Source organism: Bacillus sp. FSL K6-2869, assembly GCF_040869405.1.
In the GTDB taxonomy this organism is placed as follows: Bacteria; Bacillota; Bacilli; order Bacillales; family Bacillaceae; genus Bacillus; species Bacillus altitudinis.
Genome location: NZ_CP152035.1, coordinates 1,432,595 through 1,456,777, shown reverse-complemented (window position 1 = coordinate 1,456,777; position 24,183 = coordinate 1,432,595). Strand labels below are relative to the sequence as shown.

Here is a 24,183-nt window from a genome sequence, read left to right as displayed (position 1 = left end):
AGTCTAGGAAGAACGAGTACTGGAGCGGAGCGAATGTGACATTCGTGAGCACCAGCACGCAGGACTGACAAAGAATGCAAGGGTTCGTCTATACGCTGAGACACATCGCAGTGGATGTGTCTCACTCATTATTCAGGCTTTAAGACAATCAACAGATCTCCAGTTTGAATCCCTTCTCCATTCGTGACATGAATTTCATCCACGACTGCTGAGAACGGTGCTTGTACCGTCGTTTCCATTTTCATCGCTTCATTGATCATCAAATGCTCACCTTGAGAAATTTTCTGTCCTTTTTCAACAAGTACTTTGATCACAGTGCCTGGCATCGATGCCGCAATGTGATTTGGATTTGAGCGATCTGCCTTCATTTTTTCTTGAACGGAGGATTTGATGCTTTCATCCTTAATGACCACTTCACGCGGCTGTCCATTCAGTTCAAAGTAAAGCACTCTTGTAGCGTCCGGATTCGGTTCTCCAATGGACACGAGTTTGACAATGAGGGTTTTCCCTTTTTCAATTTCTACCTCAATTTCTTCACCAAGTCTCATGCCGTAGAAGAAGGTTGGTGTGTCAAGAACAGAGATATCTCCATAGCTTTCTGCTGTTTGAACAAATTCAGAAAAGACTTTCGGGTATAAAGCATATGCAATGGCATCTTGTTCTGTCAACGTCAGATCATGTGATTCTTTGAACTGCTTTTTGATCTCTTCAAAGTCCACAGGCTTCAGTTTCTCACCCGGTCTGACAGTAAGAGGCTCTTCTCCTTTTAAAATCAGCTTTTGCAATTTTTCTGGGAATCCGCCATGAGGCTGTCCTAAATAGCCTTTAAACAATTCAACAACCGAATCTGGGAAATCCAGTGTTGCTCCTTTTTCATAAACATCCTCTTCTGTCAGATCGTTTTGCACCATATAAAGTGCCATATCTCCGACCACTTTAGAAGACGGTGTCACTTTCACAATGTCACCAAACATGTCATTTACACGTCTGTACATTTCTTTTACTTCATTCCAGCGTTCGCCAAGGCCGACACCTTTCGCCTGCTGCTGCAGGTTACTATACTGACCGCCAGGCATTTCATGCTCATAAATTTCTGTATGCGGTGAATTCATTCCGCTTTCAAACTCATGATAATATTTTCTGACGGAATCCCAATATTGAGAAAGACGTTCAACCGCTTGAACATTCATTTCTGGCTTTCTTTCATGTCCGTCTAAAGCATAATATAATGAGCTCGCACTTGGTTGTGATGTGAGCCCCGCCATAGAGCTGACTGCAACATCAACAATATCAACACCTGCATCAATCGCTCTTGCATAGGTGAAGAGTCCATTTCCACTCGTATCGTGTGTATGAAGATGGATTGGAATCGTGAGCTCGTCTTTTAGAGCCGATACAAGTTCATAAGCCGCCTGCGGTTTTAATAATCCCGCCATATCTTTAATACCTAAAATATGAGCGCCTGCGGATTCAAGCTCCTTCGCAAGAGAGACATAATATTTCAAATCATATTTCGGACGTGATGGATCAAGAATATCACCTGTATAACAAATCGCTGCCTCTGCCACTTTGCCGGATTCACGAACAGAATCAATGGCAAGCGTCATACCTTTGACCCAGTTTAGACTGTCGAAAATACGGAAGACGTCAATGCCTGCCTCTGCCGATTCCTTTACAAATGCTTTAATCACATTATCCGCATAGTTTGTATATCCAACAGCGTTTGATGATCTTAATAGCATTTGGAACAAAGTGTTTGGCACTTCTTGACGAAGCTCTTTCAATCTTTCCCAAGGATCTTCTTTCAAGAAACGATATGCCACATCAAATGTAGCACCGCCCCACATTTCCATACTGAATAACTCTGGCCATAAGCCTGCTGTTGGCTGAGCAACTTTCTTTAAGTCGTGTGTTCTAAAGCGTGTTGCAAGCAGGGATTGATGTGCGTCTCTAAAGGTTGTATCCGTTAAGAGTACACCGCTTTGCTCTTTCACCCAATTGGCGAGCCCCTCAGGTCCATGCTTGTCTAACAATTGTTTCGTTCCAGAAGGAATCGTTTCATGGACAGCAAGTTTCGGCACATTTGGTTGATCAAAATGAGGCTTCTTATTTTCAGAAATACCAGGGAACCCATTAATGGTAACGTTACCAATATAAGTAAGCATTTTCGTTCCGCGGTCTTTTTGCTTAGGAAAGTTAAATAGCTCTGGTGTCGAATCAATAAACGATGTATCATATTCCCCTCTTAGAAACTTCTCGTGCTTTGCAACGTTTTCAAGAAACGGGATATTTGTTTTAATGCCGCGAATCCTGAATTCTTGTAAATTTCGGACCATTTTAGCCGCAGCTTGATCAAATGTAAGTGCCCAAGTAGACAGCTTGACCAACAGTGAATCGTAATAAGGTGTAATCACCGCACCTTGGAAGCTGTTCCCTGTATCAAGACGTACACCAAAACCACCGCCTGAACGGTAAGCCATGATTTTTCCTGTATCTGGCATAAAATCATTCAAAGGATCTTCTGTTGTGACCCTTGATTGAATGGCAAATCCATGTGTAAAGATATCTTCTTGTTTTGGTATCCCGACTTCTTTGCTGTGAAGGTCATGTCCTTTTGCGACAAGAATTTGGGTTTGGACGATATCGACCCCTGTGATCATTTCTGTGATCGTGTGTTCCACCTGGACCCTAGGATTGACTTCAATAAAATAAAACTCGCCATTTGCCACTAGGAATTCTACAGTCCCTGCATTGATATACGATACATTCTGGGCCAGCTGAACAGCCGCTTCACAGATGTCTTCACGTAATTGATTAGAAAGAGACACACTTGGTGCAACCTCAATGACTTTTTGATGACGCCTTTGAACAGAGCAGTCACGCTCGTATAAATGAATGATATTGCCGTGATTGTCTCCAATCACCTGCACTTCAATATGTTTCGGATTTTCAATCAGCTTTTCAACATATACTTCGTCATTTCCAAAAGCCGCTTTCGCCTCTGACTTTGCACGGTCATAGGCTTCGTTCAGCTCCTCTTTTGATCTGACAATCCGCATACCTCGGCCGCCGCCTCCAAGTGAAGCTTTAATAATAAACGGGTAACCGTATTCTTCACCGAATTTTTCGACTTCTTTGACCGAATCAACTGGCCCGTCACTTCCTGGAATGACTGGAATTCCAGCTTTTTTCGCTTCATCTCTCGCTTTTACTTTATCTCCAAACATATCTAAATGTTGAGAAGTTGGGCCGATGAATTGGATGCCTTCCTCTTCGCATCGTCTTGCAAAATGAATGTTTTCAGATAAAAATCCGTATCCTGGATGAATCGCATCCACGTCATTTCGTTTTGCAATTTCGATGATCCCCTCGATATCAAGGTAGGCATCAATCGGCTTTTTCCCTTCTCCAACTAGATATGCTTCATCGGCTTTATAGCGATGATAAGAGCCCGAGTCTTCTTTGGAGTAAATGGCCACTGTACGTAAGTTGAGCTCCGTACAGGCCCTAAAGACTCTGATAGCGATTTCCCCTCTGTTTGCAACTAGAACCTTTTGAATTGTTCTCTGTGACATTCTCACTCCTCCATATCCCTTAAAATTTTATATGTACTCTATAATAAAGGAAGAAATGAAAACTGTACACTTTTGTTTTCTAAAGATTCAAAGTTTTCTGCAATCCATTTTTTTGAATCGATGGTTTGCTGATTGATTTTTTCTTTTTATAACGCTCTTTATATTCAGTAAACATGCTGATATTCAGCAATATTCCCATACATCCACTCAGTAAAATGATAGAGGATCCCCCGTAGCTGATAAACGGAAGTGTGACCCCAGTGATCGGAATGAGGCCTGAAACACCGCCCAAATTAATACACGTTTGGATGGCAATCATTGAAGAAATTCCTATTGCAAGCAAACTTCCAAACGGATCTTCACACTTTCTCGCAATGTAAAAACCTTTCACAACAATAAAGCCAAGGAGAGCAAGGACAAAAAATACACCGAAAAAACCAAGCTCTTCCGAGATAATTGCCATGATAAAATCTGTATGTGGTTCTGGAAGGTATCCATACTTTTGTACACTCTCACCAAGACCAAGCCCAAAAAAGCCGCCTGACCCAATCGCATAATATGAATTAATCAATTGATGCCCAGAAGCGCCTGCGTCTTTAAATGGATCTTGGAAACTCTCAAAACGTCCAAGACGATTCTGCGTGAAAATTTTATCCCAAAAAAGAATAATAAACGGTGTCACAACAACCATCACCGCACTAAATAAAGCGAGCAGCTTGGCCAGCGTTTTACCGCTAAACCCTGAGCATAAAATCATCGCAAGGGCAATCATACCAATGATAAAAGCTGTCCCATAGTCTGGCTGCAAAATAATAAATCCGCATAGGATGGAGACAACCACAATTGGAGGTGTAACCCCTCTTAAAATATGGTCAATATAATGCTGCTTCTTTGCATAGACAGCAGCAAGATAAATGATGACAACGATCTTCACGAATTCCGCTGGCTGAAGACTAAAAGGTCCAAATTTGATCCAACTTCTAGCATTCCCTGCAATGTGACCGCCAAAGTACACATAAATGAGAGAAAACACAGATAGCAAAAGCATCACAATTTGGAATCTTTTATTTAAGAGCAGCTGATACGGAATGAGGGCTGTAAAAATCAAGATGACCGCCCCGACAATCATAAATAAAAGCTGTTTCTTGAAAAAATTATCTGGCGCAGCATCATATCTGATCACAGATGTAATCATACTTGAGCTATACACCATCACCAAGCCGAATGCGCTAATTAATATAATGGCGAACAATAATGAGTAGTCATACGATTTTAGCATTCTCTTTAACATATAATCCTCTTCCTAACGTCTATTTCTACTGCTTGATATTCTCTTCTCTTAGCTGTTCTTATTCTACTACATTTTCTCCGTTTGATCCCGTTTTACCTCTTTATATTGTTCGTCTTTCATGAGACAATCAAGTCCGTTTGGCATCAATCAAAATAAAAAGGCGGACAAAAAAACTCAAACTTATGTTGTGGAAGTTTGAGTTTTCAATCATTATTTTTTTGTGAACGCATCATGAAGTGCGGATAGTTCTCTCTCAAGTTTATCGAGTAGTTTTTTGCCTTCATGTTGATCAACTAATCCAAGCCGGACAGCGAAATCAATTTCTCTCGATAATCCGAACATTTGAGTATCTAAAACCTCTTCATAAAGAGGACATTGCGGCATCGTTAAGTTGTCCATTTGCACTTGGATCAATTTTAAAATTTTATCTGCATCCAATTTTAATAAAGCCAGTGCTTTTTGCCGATGATCGACTAAAATTTCTGACGCCAAAAGTATCCCTCCGTTCCCCAGGCGAGTACCTAATTCTTCTATTTATCATAAAGCGAAACGCCCAAAATTGCAAGCAGATTTGTACAGTTCGCTCTGTAAAAATAAAAAGAAGCCATTCGTCATTAAAAGATACTCATCTCATATTTTTCACTCATGAGCTCAAGCAGCTTAATACCCGCAATACTATTCCCTTTTTCATCCAAAGCAGGCCCGAATATACCTATCCCAAAGTCATATGGCGCCGCCCCCATAATTCCGCCTGAAACACCACTTTTAGCAGGGATTCCGATATTGATCGCAAATTCCCCGCTCGCATTGTACATACCACATGTGACCATAAACGTTTTACAAATTCTAGCAACATCTTTCGAAAGGATTTGCTTTCCTGTCTCTGGATGCCTGCCATCTAATGAAAAAACACACGCGATCTTAGCCAAATCCAGGCTATTCATCATGACGGCGCACTGCTTCGTATAGACATCCATCACCTCTTCTACATTCCCTTTAATGATATGATATTGCTTCATATAATAGCACATTGCGCGGTTAATCATTGATGTTTCAAATTCGGATGCAGCGGTTTCTTTGCAATATGTAATGGTGGTGTCATTGGCAAGCTCTCTAATAAAACCAAGCAGCCGGTTCAGCTGATCTTGCGGCGATGCCCCTCTTATTAAACTTGTAACGGCAAGCGCTCCTGCATTAATCATTGGGTTAAGCGGCTTATTGGGGCTTGCTGTCTCTAGTTTAATCATCGAATTAAACGGGTCGCCAGTCGGTTCTTGTCCAACATATTGAAACACTTTTTTCGGTCCTTCTTCTGAGAGCACAAGCGCCAGTGCTAATACTTTTGAAATACTTTGCAGGGTGAATCGTTTATCAACATCTCCCGCTGAGTGGCACGTATTACTCACATGATAAACAGCGACAGATAAATCCGATTGATCCGCTTTACCGAGTGCCGGAATATAGGATGCTACCTTTCCATTTTTGGCCACCTTTTTTGCCTCTTCTACAAATCGCTGAAGCTCTTCATTGTCACGACATGCCATGCCCAAAATCCTCCCTATTTTTCGTCTAATCGTAGTGTGTACAAGGAAGTGCATGTTTATGAAAGTGACAAAGCGGGCGAAAACTTCTATAATTTATGTTGGAAAGGGGTTGTCTTGAACATGAGCATTATTCAAATCAAGGGGAACGTACAATACAAGATCACCATTGATCCGAGTGTATGGATTTTTGATGACCGTAAATTTTTAATGGATTCATTTTTTGAGAAAAGTGCAGCAAACGAAGAGCAGCAGCTAGATCAGGAACTCGATCAAGAGCGGGTCATAAGAGAAGGTCAAACACTTCCACCCACATTAAAAACAGAGAAAAAGTACGAAAAAGAAAGGCTTGTCACAGGCAGCTTCGGGATGAAACTTGGCGACATGATAAAAAATGCAGAACCGCTCGAACAAGCGGAGACGTGTGAATTTGTCACAGAAACAGAAACAATTGCTGTTCCGCTCTCTAAGGCGATGGATAGCATTGCCCATTTCAGCCAAAATGGAAAGCCTATAACAGAAGAAGGACCAATCCACGTTTATTTCGAGGATCAGTCCAACATCACTCAGCCGATTAAAGGCGTCAAAGAGTTAATCATTACATAAGATGACGGGTCTGGACTATAATAAATCAGCTGCAAGCTGTGCAAGTCCAGACCTTTCTCCTTTGACAAGCTTGACATGTCCAGATATTTGCTGCCCTTTGAAACGCTCAATGACATATGTGAGCCCATTATTTAAGCTGTCTAAATAAGGGTGATCAATCTGCTCTGGGTCTCCCATCAGCACAATTTTACTTCCCTCACCAACCCGCGTTAATAATGTTTTTACTTCGTGTTTTGTTAAATTTTGCGCCTCATCGATAATGATAAATTGATCAGGGATACTTCTCCCGCGAATATACGTTAAAGCTTCCACTTGAATTGAACCGATGCCCGCTAGTATCGCATCGAGTTCACCAGGTTTTTTTGTGTTAAATAAAAATTCTAGGTTGTCATAGATCGGCTGCATCCACGGTCTGAGCTTCTCTTCTTTTTCGCCTGGCAAATACCCTAAGTCCTTACCAACAGGAACAATGGAGCGGGCCACGATGAGCTTTTTAAACATGCCGAGGTCCTCTGTCTGCATTAATCCAGCAGCAAGTGCAAGCAGTGTCTTTCCTGTTCCCGCTTTTCCGATAAGTGTCACAAGCGGAATATCGCGGCGTAAAAGTAACTCAAGCGCCATCGTTTGCTGGACATTTTTTGGGCGAATTCCCCAAATATGTTCTTGGTCATAAATAAGCCGTTTCACATGCTCTGCTTTTTGATCAAGCATCCCCAAAGCAGAACCACCCTCATTTCCCTTCATAATAACAAATTGATGAGGGTTTAATGGCGTTTGGGTGACGTCTTTTATCGGTAACTGATTTTGCTTATAAAATGTATTCAGCTGCTCAGTCGGAATATAGAGCTCGTGATAGCCGTTATCAATGTCTTCATTTTGTAGCACTCGATCGCTTAAGAAATCCTCTGCTTGCAGACCAATGGCATCCGCCTTTACTCGCACTAGGACATCTTTGCTGACCAAAATGACAGGCCGGCCATCCGGTTTTGTTTCTTCCTCTAAGCTCAAATTCTTCGCAACAGCCAAAATCCGGTTATCGTTTGTTTTTTCGATGAAAATTTCTTGAAGTTCATGGAAAGAGCGATGATTCAGCTCAATACGCAGCGTTCCTTTTGACTCCAGCGTAATTTTTTCATGCAGTTTCCCTTTCGATCTCAATCCGTCGATTAAACGTGAGACACGTCGTGCATTTTGCCCAACCTCGTCCATATATCTTTTTTTCGAGTCTACTTCTTCTAACACTACGGCCGGAATCACGACCTCGTTGTCTTCAAATGAAAAGATTGAATTCGGATCCTGTAATAACACATTTGTGTCTAATACATAAATTTTACTCAGGTCCTTCGCCTCCTGATCGGGGTTTCATTCATCCTTGTCTTTCCAAAAACGATTGTTAAAATATATGTTTTCATGAATAAAGTTAGAAGGTTAATTCAACAATAAAATAAATCATGTAGTTTGTGAAGGAGGGAATACACATGCGACTATTTTTGACGATATTCATGGTTCAAACCATTCTTTTATTAGGCGCTTGCCAGCATCAAGAGAAGCCTTTGGCACAAGAACATCAAGACGGAAACAAGCATTTAGTAAGAGTATCAGACTCATCCAAGAAAAACACTGACAAAGCCCGCCCATCAACAGATGTGGCAAAGCACCTAGTGAATGTGACTGAGCATGTAGCAGATGTAAATGACGCAACAGCGATCGTCATCGGCAAGTATGCTGTCGTCGGCATTGATGTAAAAGATGATTTAGATAGAAGCAAAGTTGAAACCATTAAATATTCAGTCGCCAAAGCACTGAAAAATGACCCAGAAGGTGCGAATGCTGTTGTCGTCGCTGACCCTGATACAGTGAGCCGTTTAAAGGAAATGGGCAAAGAAATACAAGCTGGCAGGCCAGTAAGTGGAATTATGGACGAATTAGCAGCTATTGTGGGCCGTGTTATGCCAGAAATGCCTCGAAATGAAATCGACCGTAACGAAATAGATCCGACAAATGATCCGAATCATCAGCTCAAACAACAAGATCAAAAGCAATTAGAAAAAAACCAAAATGATCAATCAAACCATCATATGAATCAGAAGAAATAATGAGAACGGCTTATATCTCTTGTGATATAAGCATCAGATTGTTGACAAAGGGCTCAAATGAACTTTATTTTGGCTCTTTGTCTTCTTTTCAGCGTGATAGAAAACCTTTGCAGTCTAGGAAGGACGAGCACCGAAGCGCAGGACTGACATCGAATGCGAGGGTTTGTCTACACGCTGCGGCTTATATCTCTTGTGATATAAGCCTTTTTTATGCTGATTTTAAGTGGCTCAAAAAACATGCTATAATGAAGGCATGACCAAAGTGAGGTGAAAATGATGAGAGTGAAGTGCTCATTATGTGAAAAGCTTGAAACCATTAATGATGATACACTTGTTGCTAAACGGTTAAGAAATCGACCGATTCATACATATATGTGCGATGACTGCCAAGAAAGAATTAAAGTAAAGACAGAGGCACGCATCAAAACTGGCAGATTCTCTCTTTATCAAGATCCTGCGACGAAAGAGAAAAAGAAGAAAAAAGGAAAAAAAGAACAGAAGACATAAAAAAGACCTGACACAAGTTCAGGTCTTTTTTACGTACTTACTGTTCCTTCTTTTTTCGCACGATGCAGCCGTATTTTATAAATAATCAAAATGACAGCTGCCACAACCAGGCCTTCTGCGACTGGCAAGAAGATACCTAGAAATGTGAGAAACGTGCAGCCAAAAATCAAAAACAAATAAATGACAAGTGCTTTTAAAATCGGTAAACGTCTAGCAAATCCGAGTTTAAAAACAATAATCGCTAAAACAAGGATGGTGCCATATAGGAGCCACATCCCTGTCTGCGGATTTTCATCGACACGAAACAGCATCGCGAAAAAGGATAGATTCTCACTTACTTCCTGATCATTCAAAAAGATTCCCTCCCCTTATCTTTCAGGGTTCTATCTTTTTAATTCTTCATGGAATTAAGATAATCCTGCTAGCTTTTTCTTCTTCGCTGCTTTCTCACGTTCGTTTTTATCTAAAATTTTCTTTCTTAAACGGATAGATTCCGGTGTAACCTCACAGTATTCGTCTTCATTTAAGTACTCAAGAGATTCCTCAAGTGACATAATACGTGGTTTTTTCATACTAACTGTTTGATCTTTTGTCGCAGAACGTACGTTTGTTTGTTGTTTCATACGGCTCACGTTGACAACAAGATCGTTTTCACGGTTATGCTCACCAACAATCATTCCTTGGTATACTTCAACACCCGGCTCAACGAAAATCACACCGCGCTCTTCAACGCCTTGGATTCCGTAAGCAGTTGCTTTACCTGTTTCCATTGAAACAAGTACACCTTGACGGCGTCCGCCAACTTGACCAGACTGCATCGGCTGGTAGCTGTCAAACGTATGGTTCAAAATACCAAAACCACGAGTTAATGAAAGAAATTCAGTTGTATATCCGATTAAACCACGTGATGGCACTGTAAAGATCAGGCGAACTTGACCGTTACCATTATTGATCATGTCAATCATTTCACCTTTTCTTGCGCCCATTGATTCCATGATAGAGCCAGTGTGCTCTTCAGGTACATCAATTTGAACGCGCTCAACAGGCTCACATCGAACACCGTCAACTTCTTTTACAATAACTTCTGGCTTCGATACTTGCAGTTCAAATCCTTCACGTCTCATATTCTCAATCAGAATGGATAAGTGAAGCTCACCGCGTCCTGATACGACCCAAGCATCAGGTGAATCCGTTGGATCTACACGAAGACTTACGTCTGTTTGAAGCTGCTGTTCTAAACGCTCTTCAATTTTACGTGATGTCACGTACTTTCCTTCACGGCCTGCAAATGGGCTGTTATTCACAACAAATGTCATTTGAAGTGTCGGCTCATCAATACGAAGGATCGGCAAAGCCTCTTGGTGTTCTACCGGGCAGACTGTTTCTCCTACGTTGATGTCTTCCATACCAGATACTGCGACAAGATCTCCAGCTTTCGCTTCATTGATTTCCACTCGTTTTAACCCTTGGAAACCAAAAATCTTTGTCACGCGGAATTGTTTTACACTGCCATCCACTTTCATTAGAGCAACTTGCTGTCCTACTTGCATCGTTCCTCTAAATACACGGCCAATTCCAATTCTTCCAACATAATCATTGTAATCAAGTAGCGCCACTTGGAATTGAAGCGGCTCTTCATGGTTGTCGACTGGGCATGGGATATGGTTGACAATCGCTTCAAACAACGATTCCATGTTTTCATCTTGCTTACTAGCATCGTTACTTGCTGTACCATTGATTGCTGATGCATATACAACTGGGAATTCAAGCTGTTCTTCTGTTGCATCCAATTCAATGAACAAGTCAATGACTTCATCGACTACTTCAGCTGGACGAGCAAAGTCACGGTCAATTTTATTGACAACAACAATTGGTGTTAAGTTTTGCTCAAGTGCTTTTTTTAGCACGAATCGTGTTTGAGGCATACAACCTTCATATGCATCCACAACGAGAAGTACACCATCTACCATTTTCATGATACGCTCAACTTCACCACCGAAATCGGCGTGTCCTGGTGTATCTAAAATATTAATGCGTGTATCTTTATAATGGATCGCAGTATTTTTAGCTAAGATCGTAATACCGCGCTCTCGCTCTAAATCATTTGAATCCATGGCTCTCTCAGCGATATTTTCATTCGCACGGAAAGTACCAGCTTGATGGAGCAATTGGTCAACAAGCGTCGTTTTACCATGGTCAACGTGGGCAATAATTGCGATGTTGCGAAGGTCTTTTCGAAGTTTCACATTTTCATCTCCTAAAATAATTAGATAACTTTCATATTATATCACAATCCCCTTTAAATGCCGATCGTTTTTCTGTAAACTTATATTAACTCTAAAAAAAGGGATGGAGACAAATGAAACAAATCAAATGGCTTCTATTATTATGTGCATTACTTGCGGTTGTCAGTATGGCGTTTATTGGGGTAACTCTTGCAGAAAAAAACGTGCTGGGTATTTGTCTAAGTATTGTGTTCGCCATGATTTTCATGGGTACAGGATTTACATTAAAACGAAAATTAAACGTACAATCATAAAATTTATGAAAAGCCTTTTACATTTTACATGTAGAAGGCTTTTATTTTGGGTAAAAACAAGACCAACCACCTATGTAACACTAATGATTCAACTAAAAATTTCATATAGTGTTGGCAAATCTAAGCAATCTGAACTCCTCCATTTTTCGACAAGAACTTTTATAGTTCTCCAAAATCAAACACAAAGTTACATTTTTCCTATTCTTCCACAAAGTTTCTCATGGTATGCTGTTCTTGCAACAAAATTTAACAGAAAAGGGAGAGAAAAGAAGCATGAAGAAGTTTTTGAGCAAATCGCTCAGCTCTGTTGTATTTTTCGCTTTAGCTATCATTTTTACTTTCACAACAGTAGCTCCTGGGCAAGCAAGTGCTGCAACTTTCAAAGGGATTCCTTTTGAGCAGCAACAAATTATTAAAGAATTATTGGAGAAAAACGAGCGTGTCATCAACATTCTCATCAATTCATTTGTTGAGGAAGACAACAACTACACATTTGATGTGAAAAAAGCTGTTGAGCTCGGTTTGACTGAAGAAGAAGCGGCGACTGCTGAGAAATTCTTAGATCGCGCAGCTGTTCTTACAATCGTTTTCAGTGAAAGCATCTCTAAAAACGAAAAAGGGAAATTGGTTTTTGATGCAGAAAAAGCTGTTGAACTTGGTCTTACTAAAGAAGAAGCAACTAAATTCGAAAAGCTTTTCAAATCAGTGATCAGAATTGCTGATCTTGCTGGTGATGCACTTGTTCTAGACAAAAAAGGAAACGTTGTAATTGATTCTAAAATCGCTAAAGGTCTTGGATTCAGCTCTACTGAATTACTTGTTTTCAACCAATTGCTTAAGAAAATTCCTCAAGAGCAATTAAAAACATTCTATGATGCAGTTCAAATTGCTAAAGAAAAATTGAACTAAGCTCAAAAACCCCCATCTGGTTCATCCAGATGGGGGTTCTTTCTTATATCCAATAGATCAAGAGCATGATGAGATAGACGATACTAAAAACAATACTTGCCCGTAATAACAGTTTTCCATAGTAGCGCTTTTCAAACTTTCTTTTTTCTTCTTTTTCATCTATGAACGGTATGAAATCTGTTGACTTTGCAATAGAGACTGGTTCTTTCATTTCTTCATATAGATGAAGGCATTTTTTGCATGAACGTAAGTGCTCATTCACTAATTGATTTGTTTCTTCACTCGTGTCCCCTTCTATATAAAGTGGTAATAGTTCTTCAATCAAATAACAGTTCATTTGTTGAACTCCTCACAATGTAGCTTTCGTTTCAGCTCTAATCTTGCCCGATGAAGGGTTGTCTTTACTTTAGATAAAGTCCAATTCAAAATTTCCGCTACTTCTTCATACGATAATTCCTGAATATCTCTTAAAATGAGGACTTCTCGGTAAGAATCCTTCAATTGATTGATATGGCTCCACAGCCTTTGAATATCCGCTTGAGTTTCTAAATGCTCTTCAGGTGTCATGAATATCTGCTGCTCTAAAAAGTCAGCTTTTTCTACATCCGTAAAAGTTCGTTTTACTTTTCGGCGATAGTCGTTGACAAATGTATGATAAGCAATGGTGTAAAGCCATGTTTTAATGCTTGAATGTCCTTTAAAAGAGGATAATCCATGCAGTGCCTTGATAAATACATCCTGCGCAAGATCCTTGGCTGTTTCGACATTTCCCGTTCTGCGATATAAATATTTGGTGATTTCCTGAAAATATTCTTCATATATTTTTTCAATTTGATTGGTCGGTCTAGACATCAAAAATAAAACCACACAGTCATCCAAATTGATAAAACGATAAAAAAGAAGTATAACGAAGAAATAAACCACTTCATGCGTTTTAATTCGTGATAATTGCTCTGATCCTCAGTGTGGACAGGAGCAAACTCGTTTCCCTTAACAGAATGCTGAAACTGCTTTTCATGCGTCTTCATCCAGTTAGAAGCCTCTTCTCCAAGCTCCCCTTCCTGATACAATTCATATAAGTCTTGAAAGATGGCTTGTTTTTCTTTATCTGTCAAAACGTTGCACCTCTTTTGTTCGTCCATTTACTTCATATATTTTCCGCTCATTCGATCCGAAGGTTTGAATGATCACAAACCACGAAATGCGCATTTTCCCCTCTTTGTCGATCATTCTCACCGGCTTGATTTGTTTTTTATAGATGGCATAAGGTTCATACTTTTTGAGAACTTGCTGATAGACTTCATCACGTTCTTGATTCGATACCGTATGCGGTAAAGAAGAGTTTGATTGCCAATTCAACGCAATTCCATCGGCATCTCTCGTCACATGAAGTAAATTTGATGATCCGTGAAAAGTATATTGTTTGTGTTCACGAGTTCCTGTTTCTATCTTCACGTCTTTTGACTGTTCCCCTATCAATTCCAACAAATCTTCGTCACTGATATTTCCTTTTTTCTGTTGAAGAATCGCTTTTGATAGCTGTATTTTCAGCAATTCTTTCGTTGAACCATTAAACAGAAATTCAGATTGATCGGCTGTCTTTACCGCCACTTCATGCTGCCATTCAAAATAAAAAGCATCAACGTCTGTGATCTGGTAAGCTGGGGGCTGTAAATTTAACTTTTTATAAATACGATTAATTTTCGTTTTCATTTCTTTGTTTGTTAAATTGATCCCGTCTACATCCTTCAATTGAAAGATGGCGTTCCCATATTGCGCTTGTCGAAGCGTCTCTTTTTTCCAGGTGGCAAACGCTAAGCTCTCATCTTTATTCTGAGACATTTTTGGCAAAAGAAGAACGCTTGTCTCCCCGTCTTCTTTTTCAACCACTACATGAATGCGGTCTAGATCAACGGATCGGCCGCTTCTTTCAAAAAATTCAATGGTTTTTTCCCTATATTCTTTATCGGTCAAATGCTGACCCTTTGCGCGACCATGATAAAAATAGCTGTTTAATTCACCTGTAAACGCAGAAACATTCACTTCATATTGATCGGCTGCAAACACGTAGTTATCAGAGATCGGCTGTTTAATAGTCGTTGAATATAATGAAGTGTCCGCCGGTACAAACTTTGAAGCGAATGCTTTTGCACTTGCTTCAGATAAAGGGCGATATTCTTCTGAAAAAGTATCTGTCAGTTCCGTTTTGGTGAATTGAAACATGATATGTGGGAGATTTAGGACCGGGTTTAGCATTAGCATAAAAAAGACGACAATTCCCCAAGCACCCCACTTTCTCAACTTCACCTTGTTTTGTAGTAACGCACATAACAAATGTAATGTCATAAAGCTTCCTGCGGCCGCTACTAAAATCACAATGGATTTAAACGAAGATTGCAGCTCATACTTCGAGATAGAAGGATAAAAAATATACAGCAGCGCAGCGAAAATCAGGCCATAGAAAAACAGCAATTCTTTCCACTTCTGATGCCAAAACAAACGAAAGAATAGGTAAAGTACCAAAGCGGCAAAGCCAATCATAAGCACAATGGTCATCAAATTTCTCCATACCAGCTCCGTATCACCGCTGAGAAAGAACTTTTTGCTTTCAACTAACACAATAAATACCGTTTGACATAAAGGCAGAAGTAACACAGATAAATCAAACGCAAAAAACATGCCCCTATTTTTTAAATAAGGAAGAGAAATCACATAGAAAAGTGATGCAAGCAAGACATAACCATAGATGAGAAATTGCATGAACTCTGTCAGCACTTCAAATGTTTCGATCGTATACTGTCTAGCTAGCACTTGGTGAATCATCTCAAGTGTCATACTCCCTAGCAGAACTACTCTTAATACGATTCCAGCATAAAATACATAACTACTCTTCTTTTCTTTCCATATGGGAAGTGTAATGAAAAGGACAAATAGTCCAAGCACACACCATTGAATCATGTGGATACTGTACTCATTTAAAATAAAAAACCTTTCAAAATGGAGGGATAAATCACTAAACAAATCAAACATCGCTACACAATCCTTTACTTCAAATTAAGGCCTCGTTCGTATAGACATTTGACTTGTCAAAAAGTTTCATCAAATACAAAAAATCACTTCATTCTCATGAAGTGATGTTGTTTATTTTTTATTTCCGCTTCCCTTTATGTAATCATGCAAGATTTTTTCACAGACGGATCGATTTCCAGCAACAATGCTATTTTTCTCTAGAAACGTCAAGCGTTCTCCGTGAATATTCGAGTAAACAGCGCCTACTTCATCAAGTAACACACATCCAGCCGCATAATCCCAAGGCGCTAGCCTTAACGTGACATATGCGTCGCTTCTTCCGCTTGCAATATAAGCTAGTTCAAGTGCAGCTGACCCAATCGTTCGTGTTCCTCTCACATCGCGTACGAGACGAGCAAACGGTTTAGCGTCAAAATGAGGGCTTTCAATCGCCCATGTTGGGTTAATGCCGACAATGGCTTTTTCAATGGCGACATCTTTTAAAGGCGGGAGTAAGGTATCGTTCATATACGCCCCTTCTCCTTTGACTGCATGATAGAGCTCGTCATGGATGACGTCATAAATAAGGCCGATTTTCCCCACACCATTTTCAAATATCCCAATTGAAATGGCAAAATTTCGTTTCTGATGGACAAAGTTCATGGTGCCATCAATTGGATCAATGATCCATACTATCCCGTCAAGAGATGTCACTTCTTCCCCTTGACCCTCTTCTCCTAAAATATGATGATCTGAAAATGTCGACTGTATCTTTTCAATGAAGAAACGTTCTGTTTCTTTATCGATGTTTGTGACAAGATCATTTGGATTTGATTTTGTTTCAATTGATAGACCTTCCTGCATGGATGCTTTAATGCGGCTACCCGCTTCTTTTACCCAAAGCTTTGCAAGTCGGTCAATTTCCACCCAGTTTGTCATCGGACTGTAAACCTCTTTTCTATGTAGTACCTATTTGTATTAGCATACTGATATTATGTACGTAAAAGCAAGAAAAAAGCAGCTTCATACAAAAACGAACCGATGAATTGGTTCGTTTTTACCTCACCTTGTTTTACCCTTGAAGCTGCTCCCACTCTTTTCTTAGGCGCTCAAGCTTTCGTTTGCTGCGTTCTACCTGGATATCATCTTTTTGCTCGATGGCTTCATGAAGCGTAGAAAGCTCATAATCAACCTCTAATCTCCACACAGCGATGCGATTCTTCTTCTCTTGTCTATACCCATGCTTCACGATTTGCTTCACTGGTCAACGCCCCTTCCAGAGAATGATTCATTCCTTGTCAGTTTTCATTGATAAAAAATACAATCGATAAGAGAAATGGTTCTTGCTTATATCGTATGAAGCGATCGCATAACCGCAACGACATTCTGAAAATTGTGTTTTTACCTATTTGTTATGTACCACAAAATCGAAGTTTTTAAACGCCGAACCAAGATCCCTGCTATCTTTCTCTTTAAAGTGCATCTTTTTTTGAGCTTGACCCAAGCTATGATAAAATATGATCAGCGAAAAGATACAGGAGGCATAACATGAGTGAAATGCGTTTTAGAGATGAAGATTTTGAAACATTCACAGTAGACGGTTTAGATGAACGTATGACCGTATTAAAAGAGAGAGTCCGTCCAAAGCTTGAAGCACTTGGTGAACATTTTGCACCGCTTCTTTCTTCTATTACAGGTGACGAAATGTTTGTCCACGTGGCAAAACATGCAAGAAGATCAGTCAACCCGCCAAATGACACTTGGGTGGCTTTCGCTAACAGTAAGCGTGGGTATAAAAAGCTCCCTCATTTTCAAATTGGGCTTTGGAAAACTCATGTATTTGTATGGTTTGCGCTCATTTATGAATCTCCAGTGAAAGGTGAATATGGGCAACTATTCGAAAAAGAGCTGGACACGATCCAAAAGAAAATACCGCAAGACTTTGTTTGGTCTAAGGATCATATGAAACCGGACGTCCTCCGCCACAGCGAACTTGATGCTGAACAGCTGAGAACACTATTTGAACGTGTTCAAACAGTCAAAAAGGCCGAACTCCTTTGCGGCATCCAGCTTCCTAGAGAAGAAGTTATTCAAATGAATAATGAAGAATTCTTATCAAAAATTGAAGATGCCTTCCGCACAGTAACTTATCTATACCGCTTTACACAAAAAGAATCTGTATAAAAAAACGAGCCTATGTTGGCTCGTTTCAGATTGTTGACAAAGGGCTAAAATGAACTTTATTTTAGCCCTTTGTCTTCTTTTCAGCGTGATAGAAAACCTTTGCAGTCTAGGAAGGACAGCTACTTGCGCGGAGCGAATTTGTCATTCGTGAGCACCAGCGCGCAGGACTGACAACGAATGCGAGGGTTTGTCTACACGCTGAAACGAGCCTATATTGGCTCGTTTTTCACATCCGTATCATAGCTGTTTCTTCAGCCTCTCTTGCACTTTTTACTGTGCGATAAGGGGAATACCCACTTCCCTTTTCAAACGCCGCACAATGCGTCTTTTCTTCTGCTTTTGATGGTACAACTTCTTTAAATCGTTTATAAGCCTCTAGTAACGCTTGTTTCGCAATTCCTGTTTCATAGGCTTTTTCAACGGCTTGAAAAAATGAAATGACCGCCATCTTTTCTTCAGTTGTCCAGTCGACGTCCATTGGATATTGATATTCCATTTACTTGTCCCTCACTTTAATCCACATTTCTTATTTGAACTTTTATTATAGCATCTGTTTGATCAGAATCCGATTGATTTTATGCTTTACATTCCGATCAGTTCATAATATAATTCTTTTGTTTTATGCAATGAAATCTGCTGTTATTGGGATAATAATAGCAGGTATTTCGATGAAGGTGGGAAAGCAATTGTCACAACATGATACACCCTTATACACTGGACTAAAAAAACACGCTTCAACCAATCCAGTCCAATTTCACATTCCAGGCCATAAAAAAGGAGCCGGAATGGATCCTGAATTTAGAGCATTCATTGGAGACAATGCATTAAGCATTGACCTTATTAATATAGAACCTCTTGATGATTTACATTCGCCTCGAGGAATGATCAAAGAAGCACAGGAGCTTGCAGCAGAAGCATTTGGTGCCGACCATACGTTTTTCTCTATACAAGGAACAAGCGGTGCGATCATGACAATGGTGATGACCGTCTGTGGCCCTGGAGACAAAATTATTGTTCCTCGTAATGTCCATAAGTCGATTATGTCTGCTATTGTATTTTCTGGTGCAGTACCTGTTTTTATTCACCCGGAAATTGACAAAGAGCTTGGCATCTCTCATGGCATCACGCCAGAGTCAGCTAAAAGAGCGCTGACTAAACATCCAGATGCGAAAGGGCTGCTTGTAATTAACCCAACGTATTTTGGCATTTCAGCTGATTTAAAAACCATTGTAGAGATTGCTCATTCATATGACGTACCTGTTCTAGTAGATGAGGCACATGGTGTGCATATTCATTTTCACGATGAGCTTCCATTGTCTGCGATGCAGGCGGGAGCTGATATGGCAGCAACAAGTGTGCATAAACTTGGCGGCTCTCTCACCCAAAGCTCGATTTTAAATATAAAAGAAGGGCTTGTTTCAAAGGATCGAGTACAATCTATTTTAAGCATGCTGACAACTACGTCTACTTCTTATTTGCTTTTAGCCTCCCTGGATGTCGCTAGAAAGCGATTAGCGACTGAAGGAAAGGCACTTGCAGATGAAGCCATTCGATTAGCTGAATCAGCAAGAACTCGTTTAAACGAAATTGAAGGCATTACTTGTATTGGTCAAGAAATTCTCGGTTCACCTTCTACTTACGATTATGACCCAACAAAACTAATCATCTCCATTAAAGACCTTGGACTCAATGGCCATGATGTGGAGAAATGGCTAAGAGAAAGCTACCGAATTGAAGTAGAGCTCTCTGACCTATACAACATTTTATGTATCGTAACGCCTGGCGATTGTGATGAGACGATCGATACGCTTGTAACGGCTATGGAGGAAATTGCGGCCACCTCTGCACGTCAAGGCGGCAAACAAGCCGTGACAGAAGTGTTATTGCCTGAGATCCCTTCGCTTGCGATGACGCCGCGTGACGCTTTTTACGCAACAACGGAAGTCATTCCATTTAAAGAAGCGGCTGGCCGGATCATTGCAGAATTTGTCATGGTTTATCCGCCTGGTATTCCTATTTTTATACCAGGAGAAATCATCACAGAAGAAAATATCTCCTATATCTTTAAAAATATCGAAATCGGTCTTCCTGTTCAAGGACCTGAAGATTCCACACTAGATATGATTCGTGTCATTAAAGAACAAAAAGCCATTTTATAAAAAAGAAACATGCAGCCCCAATTGGGACTGCATGCTTTTTTATTTATTCAGAGGCTTCATCACAGCAATGACAGTGACCACATGTTCCATAAAGTGTTGTCACTTTTTCATTTTCAAATTGATCAATGGTTTCATTGCAATCTTGACAAATAATTGTACCCACTTGTACATTCCCCTTTTCTTTACTCAAAGTTTGAAAGCGTTTAATCTATTTCATATCTCTATAATATGATGTCACATTTAAGTTGTCAACGGTTAATTGTATGACACATTTAATCATTTTTTATAAAAATATGCTTTTTTCTCATCATATTGAGGAAACGTTTCAAATGTATTTTGCTTCATATCAATTCTGTAACAATTGAGTAACAATCGAAAATTGTCAAAAAGGACGTGATACACTAGAGTGACTAACAGGGAACTGGCTCCTAAAAATGTTGGTACAACCCCAAAGGATTTTGAGGTGAATAGATTGAATTTTATGAGGACCCTTCTCATTATATTCCCTATGCTCTTTGTACTTAGTTCATGCTCATTTGCGTATATCATACCGAATCAGACAGACCAGGTCAGTCATATTCAAAAGCCGAGAATTCTCTTTTTTACTGATGCAGAAAATCTTGATAAAGAAAGTCCTTATTATGACGCAGTGCTCGATTTAAAAAATGAATATCCGAAGGAAATGTCCAAGATGATTGTCAAAGAAGATCGTAAAGGCTGGAAAAATGAAGTAGACGAACTGCCGGCTATTTTACTTGTCAATAATGAAAAGGTCATTGTGAAGGTGGAAGGTAATGTCCGAAGTAAAGAGGATATCTTATCACCCATATGCCAAGCATTAGATCGAGTGAATACAAATTAACGGTTCGACTTTGCACTTATATATCCATATGAAAAAAGCCCTCAGCTCATGAGGGTTTTTCGTTTTCAGCGAGGTTTCACATACATAAAAAAACCCTCTCCGTGTGGAGAGGGTTTCAACGTTCATTATTTTACGATATGGATTGGGCTTCCGATTGCTACTTCAGCCGTTTCCATTGTGATTTCACCTAAAGTTGGGTGAGCGTGAATTGTCATTGCGATATCTTCAGCTGTCACACCAGCTTCAATTGCAAGGCTAAGCTCTGAAATCATATCAGAAGCACCAACACCTGCGATTTGTGCACCGATCACAAGACCATCCTCTTTACGAGTGATCATTTTCATGAAGCCATCAGTTGCATCAAGAGAAAGTGCACGTCCGTTCGCTGCGAATGGGAATTTCGCTGCAACGATGTCGATTCCTTCTTCTTTTGCTTCTGCTTCAGTGTATCCAACAGTTGCAAGTTCTGGCTCAGAGAATACAACAGCAGGAATACCAAGGTAATCAATTTCAGCTGGCTCTCCAGCGATTGCTTCAGCAGCAATTTTACCTTCGTAAGAAGCTTTGTGTGCAAGTGGTGGTCCATCAACGATGTCACCAATTGCATAGATGTTTGAAACGCTTGTACGGCATTGTTTGTCAGTTTTGACAACTCCGCGGTCTGTCAATTCAACACCAACTTGCTCAAGACCAAGCTCATCTGTGTTTGGACGACGACCAACAGTCACAAGTACGTAGTCAGCATCGACAGTTTTTTCTTCACCTTTTACTTCGAAAGTAACAGTGACACCGTCAGATTTTTCTTCAACGCCTTTTGCAAGAGCGTTTGTGTGAATTTCAACGTTTCCTTTTTTCTTCAGGTTACGTTTCACTAATGAGCTCATTTGCTTTTCAAAACCTGGAAGGATTTCGTCTCCACCTTCAAGGATGACAACTTCTGTTCCAAAGTTCGCATAAGCAGTACCAAGCTCAGTACCGATGTATCCACCACCGATGACAACTAACTTTTTAGGTACTTCTTTAAGCGCTAAAGCACCAGTTGAGTTAATCACGCGGTCTGTGTATTTAAATGTAGGCAATTCGATTGGACGAGATCCAGTTGCAAGAATTGCATTTTTAAATGTATAAGTCTGCGCTGAATTTTCATCCATGACACGTACAGAGTTGCTGTCTACGAAATAAGCTTCACCTTTGACGATGTCTACTTTATTTCCTTTTAGAAGACCTTGAACTCCGCCTGTTAATTTGTTTACAACAGAAGCTTTCCACTCTTGAACTTTTGTGAAATCAACTGTTACGTTTTCAGCTTTGATACCCATGTCTTCAGAATGCTTTGCATTCTCGAAACGATGTCCAGCATTGATCAATGCTTTTGAAGGGATACAGCCGACGTTTAGACATACGCCGCCAAGTGTTCCTTTTTCAACGATTGTTACTTTTTGTCCTAGCTGTGCAGCACGAATAGCAGCTACATATCCACCAGGACCTGCACCGATGACAAGAGTATCTGTTTCGATTGGGAAATCTCCTACTACCATGAATTTACGCCTCCATTAAAATTAATTGTGGATCATTCAATAAACGCTTGATGTGGTTAAGGGCATTTTGCGCAGTAGCTCCATCAATCATACGGTGGTCAAAGCTTAGGGAAAGAGCTAAGACTGGAGCTGCAACGATTTCGCCATCACGAACAACCGCTTTTTCAGCGATACGGCCAATACCAAGGATCGCTACTTCTGGGTGGTTGATGACTGGAGTAAACCATTGTCCACCAGCAGAACCGATGTTTGTGATTGTGCAAGATGCACCCTTCATTTCAGCTGGAGCCAATTTACCATCACGTGCTTTTGTTGCAAGCTCGTTGATTTCGTTAGATACTTCGAAAATCGCTTTGCGATCTGCATTTTTCACAACTGGAACAAGCAAGCCTTTTTCAGTATCAGCTGCAATTCCGATGTTGTAGTAATGCTTTTGAACAACTTCATCTGTTTTATCATCGATAGAAGTGTTAAGTACTGGGTACTTTTTCAAAGCAGAAGTTAGAGCTTTTACAACGTAAGGCAAGTAAGTTAACTTGATTCCTTGATCAGCTGCAACTTGTTTGAATTGTTTACGATGTGCAACAAGGTTTGTTACATCAACTTCATCCATTAATGTTACGTGAGGAGCTGTGTGCTTAGAGTTCACCATTGCTTTCGCAATCGCTTTGCGGATTCCGCTCATTTTCTCGCGAGTTTCTGGGAATTCTCCTTCTAGAACTGGAGCTGCTGCCGCTTTTGGAGCCGCTTCTTCTTTCGCACTTTCAGCTGCTTGAGGTGCTGCTTCTTGAGTTGCTGCAGAACCGCCATTAAGGAAGCTGTCGATATCTTCTTTTAGCACGCGGCCATTTTTACCAGTACCTGCAACTTTGTAAATTTCAACGCCTTTTTCACGCGCATATTTACGTACAGATGGCATAGCAATAACGCGTTTGTTAGGATCAGCATCTACTTGCTCTTGTGCGCCAGCACCAGTTGCTGCTGCCGCTTCTTCTTGAGCAACTTCTTTCTTTTCAGGCTCGTTACCAGCTTCAGCAGTACCTTGTACTTGAGCTTCAGTTTTCGCTTCGCCTTCTTCTTCACTGCCTTTAAATTGAAGATTTTCGTAACCAGGTGCATCAAACGTAATGATTGTTTGTCCTACAGTTGCAACTGTTCCCTCTTCAACTTTTAATTCTAATACTTTTCCTTTAACAGGTGAAGGAATTTCTACAACTGCTTTATCATTTTGTACCTCTGCTAAAACGTCATCTTCATTGATTTCGTCGTTTGGTTTTACAAACCACTTAACGATCTCACCTTCGTGGATACCTTCTCCGATGTCCGGAAGTTTAAATTCAAATGCCACTGTTTTTCGCCTCCTAGAT

25 protein-coding genes are annotated in these 24,183 nt (G+C 40.3%); 8 read left to right on the top strand and 17 right to left on the bottom strand.

Features of this window, described 5'->3' with window-relative positions:
• Positions 1 to 128 precede the first annotated feature (128 nt).
• The 4 genes from pyc to glsA all read right to left on the bottom strand — a co-directional run bounded on the left by pyc (position 129) and on the right by glsA (position 6,410).
• A complete protein-coding gene (gene pyc, locus MHI58_RS07455; RefSeq protein ID WP_041092203.1) occupies positions 129 to 3,575 on the bottom strand; it encodes a pyruvate carboxylase in 3,447 nt (1,148 codons plus the stop codon).
• Positions 3,576 to 3,654: 79 nt separating this feature from the next.
• Positions 3,655 to 4,866 (bottom strand): putative lipid II flippase FtsW, encoded by a 1,212-nt coding sequence (gene ftsW / locus MHI58_RS07450; protein ID WP_008345051.1) that lies wholly within the window; start codon positions 4,864 to 4,866, stop codon positions 3,655 to 3,657.
• Between the two features lie 210 nt (positions 4,867 to 5,076).
• A complete protein-coding gene (locus MHI58_RS07445) occupies positions 5,077 to 5,358 on the bottom strand; it encodes a YlaN family protein (protein WP_003212509.1) in 282 nt (93 codons plus the stop codon).
• 122 nt (positions 5,359 to 5,480) lie between these two features.
• The gene (gene glsA, locus MHI58_RS07440; RefSeq protein ID WP_045034230.1) at positions 5,481 to 6,410 is read right to left on the bottom strand and encodes a glutaminase A; all 930 of its coding nucleotides are present in this window, start codon (positions 6,408 to 6,410) and stop codon (positions 5,481 to 5,483) included.
• 120 nt (positions 6,411 to 6,530) lie between these two features.
• Between glsA and MHI58_RS07435 the strand changes: the two genes are divergently transcribed.
• A complete protein-coding gene (locus MHI58_RS07435) occupies positions 6,531 to 7,013 on the top strand; it encodes a hypothetical protein (protein WP_008345056.1) in 483 nt (160 codons plus the stop codon).
• Positions 7,014 to 7,028: 15 nt separating this feature from the next.
• Here the strand turns inward: MHI58_RS07435 and MHI58_RS07430 are convergent, their stop codons facing one another.
• A complete protein-coding gene (locus MHI58_RS07430; RefSeq protein ID WP_025207279.1) occupies positions 7,029 to 8,351 on the bottom strand; it encodes a PhoH family protein in 1,323 nt (440 codons plus the stop codon).
• Between the two features lie 140 nt (positions 8,352 to 8,491).
• On the opposite strand from MHI58_RS07430, the gene MHI58_RS07425 reads away from it, so the two are divergent.
• Both MHI58_RS07425 and MHI58_RS07420 read left to right on the top strand, forming a co-directional pair.
• Positions 8,492 to 9,109, top strand: coding sequence for a YhcN/YlaJ family sporulation lipoprotein (locus MHI58_RS07425; RefSeq protein WP_045034229.1), 618 nt, complete (start codon positions 8,492 to 8,494; stop codon positions 9,107 to 9,109).
• A 276-nt stretch (positions 9,110 to 9,385) separates the two neighbouring features.
• Complete coding sequence (locus MHI58_RS07420; RefSeq protein WP_008345063.1) at positions 9,386 to 9,616, top strand: YlaI family protein; 231 nt, start codon at positions 9,386 to 9,388, stop codon at positions 9,614 to 9,616.
• A 29-nt stretch (positions 9,617 to 9,645) separates the two neighbouring features.
• Here the strand turns inward: MHI58_RS07420 and MHI58_RS07415 are convergent, their stop codons facing one another.
• Positions 9,646 to 9,969: a YlaH-like family protein gene (locus MHI58_RS07415; protein WP_007499841.1), complete on the bottom strand. Its 324-nt coding sequence runs from the start codon at positions 9,967 to 9,969 to the stop codon at positions 9,646 to 9,648.
• 54 nt (positions 9,970 to 10,023) lie between these two features.
• Complete coding sequence (gene typA, locus MHI58_RS07410; RefSeq protein WP_012009833.1) at positions 10,024 to 11,862, bottom strand: translational GTPase TypA; 1,839 nt, start codon at positions 11,860 to 11,862, stop codon at positions 10,024 to 10,026.
• Between the two features lie 113 nt (positions 11,863 to 11,975).
• Here typA and MHI58_RS07405 point away from each other — a divergent pair, with 113 nt between their 5' ends.
• Both MHI58_RS07405 and MHI58_RS07400 read left to right on the top strand, forming a co-directional pair.
• Positions 11,976 to 12,155, top strand: coding sequence for a DUF5325 family protein (locus tag MHI58_RS07405; protein WP_003211596.1), 180 nt, complete (start codon positions 11,976 to 11,978; stop codon positions 12,153 to 12,155).
• A gap of 273 nt (positions 12,156 to 12,428) precedes the next feature.
• Positions 12,429 to 13,064 (top strand): hypothetical protein, encoded by a 636-nt coding sequence (locus tag MHI58_RS07400; protein WP_024720290.1) that lies wholly within the window; start codon positions 12,429 to 12,431, stop codon positions 13,062 to 13,064.
• 43 nt (positions 13,065 to 13,107) lie between these two features.
• On the opposite strand, the gene MHI58_RS07395 is transcribed toward MHI58_RS07400, so the two are convergent.
• From MHI58_RS07395 to MHI58_RS07370, 6 genes are all read right to left on the bottom strand, one after another.
• Complete coding sequence (locus tag MHI58_RS07395) at positions 13,108 to 13,401, bottom strand: anti-sigma factor (RefSeq protein WP_025207277.1); 294 nt, start codon at positions 13,399 to 13,401, stop codon at positions 13,108 to 13,110.
• Positions 13,398 to 13,916 (bottom strand): sigma-70 family RNA polymerase sigma factor, encoded by a 519-nt coding sequence (locus tag MHI58_RS07390; protein ID WP_025207276.1) that lies wholly within the window; start codon positions 13,914 to 13,916, stop codon positions 13,398 to 13,400. Before MHI58_RS07390 ends, MHI58_RS07395 begins: the two co-directional genes overlap by 4 nt.
• A complete protein-coding gene (locus MHI58_RS07385; RefSeq protein WP_041507354.1) occupies positions 13,916 to 14,179 on the bottom strand; it encodes a hypothetical protein in 264 nt (87 codons plus the stop codon). Before MHI58_RS07385 ends, MHI58_RS07390 begins: the two co-directional genes overlap by 1 nt.
• Positions 14,169 to 16,022, bottom strand: coding sequence for a hypothetical protein (locus MHI58_RS07380; RefSeq protein WP_234710292.1), 1,854 nt, complete (start codon positions 16,020 to 16,022; stop codon positions 14,169 to 14,171). Before MHI58_RS07380 ends, MHI58_RS07385 begins: the two co-directional genes overlap by 11 nt.
• Positions 16,023 to 16,205: 183 nt before the next feature.
• Positions 16,206 to 17,012 carry an inositol monophosphatase family protein gene (locus MHI58_RS07375; protein ID WP_041507356.1) on the bottom strand — a complete coding sequence of 269 codons (807 nt, stop codon included), beginning with the start codon at positions 17,010 to 17,012 and terminating at the stop codon, positions 16,206 to 16,208.
• Between the two features lie 133 nt (positions 17,013 to 17,145).
• Positions 17,146 to 17,334 (bottom strand): hypothetical protein, encoded by a 189-nt coding sequence (locus MHI58_RS07370; protein ID WP_008345085.1) that lies wholly within the window; start codon positions 17,332 to 17,334, stop codon positions 17,146 to 17,148.
• Between the two features lie 287 nt (positions 17,335 to 17,621).
• On the opposite strand from MHI58_RS07370, the gene MHI58_RS07365 reads away from it, so the two are divergent.
• On the top strand, positions 17,622 to 18,257 hold the full coding sequence (locus MHI58_RS07365; RefSeq protein ID WP_045034227.1) for a DUF1054 domain-containing protein: 636 nt from the start codon (positions 17,622 to 17,624) through the stop codon (positions 18,255 to 18,257).
• 226 nt (positions 18,258 to 18,483) lie between these two features.
• On the opposite strand, the gene MHI58_RS07360 is transcribed toward MHI58_RS07365, so the two are convergent.
• Positions 18,484 to 18,753 (bottom strand): UPF0223 family protein, encoded by a 270-nt coding sequence (locus MHI58_RS07360; protein ID WP_008345089.1) that lies wholly within the window; start codon positions 18,751 to 18,753, stop codon positions 18,484 to 18,486.
• Positions 18,754 to 18,943: 190 nt separating this feature from the next.
• Here MHI58_RS07360 and MHI58_RS07355 point away from each other — a divergent pair, with 190 nt between their 5' ends.
• Positions 18,944 to 20,416, top strand: coding sequence for an aminotransferase class I/II-fold pyridoxal phosphate-dependent enzyme (locus MHI58_RS07355; RefSeq protein ID WP_110487304.1), 1,473 nt, complete (start codon positions 18,944 to 18,946; stop codon positions 20,414 to 20,416).
• Between the two features lie 43 nt (positions 20,417 to 20,459).
• Here MHI58_RS07355 and MHI58_RS07350 read toward each other — a convergent pair whose 3' ends face one another.
• A complete protein-coding gene (locus tag MHI58_RS07350; RefSeq protein WP_003212464.1) occupies positions 20,460 to 20,579 on the bottom strand; it encodes a GapA-binding peptide SR1P in 120 nt (39 codons plus the stop codon).
• A gap of 318 nt (positions 20,580 to 20,897) precedes the next feature.
• On the opposite strand from MHI58_RS07350, the gene MHI58_RS07345 reads away from it, so the two are divergent.
• A complete protein-coding gene (locus MHI58_RS07345; protein ID WP_223255627.1) occupies positions 20,898 to 21,278 on the top strand; it encodes a hypothetical protein in 381 nt (126 codons plus the stop codon).
• A 125-nt stretch (positions 21,279 to 21,403) separates the two neighbouring features.
• Here the strand turns inward: MHI58_RS07345 and lpdA are convergent, their stop codons facing one another.
• Both lpdA and MHI58_RS07335 read right to left on the bottom strand, forming a co-directional pair.
• Positions 21,404 to 22,816, bottom strand: coding sequence for a dihydrolipoyl dehydrogenase (gene lpdA / locus MHI58_RS07340; protein WP_003211097.1), 1,413 nt, complete (start codon positions 22,814 to 22,816; stop codon positions 21,404 to 21,406).
• A 4-nt stretch (positions 22,817 to 22,820) separates the two neighbouring features.
• Positions 22,821 to 24,164, bottom strand: a complete 1,344-nt coding sequence (locus MHI58_RS07335) for a dihydrolipoamide acetyltransferase family protein (RefSeq protein WP_008345100.1) — start codon at positions 24,162 to 24,164, stop codon at positions 22,821 to 22,823.
• Positions 24,165 to 24,183: the final 19 nt, after the last annotated feature.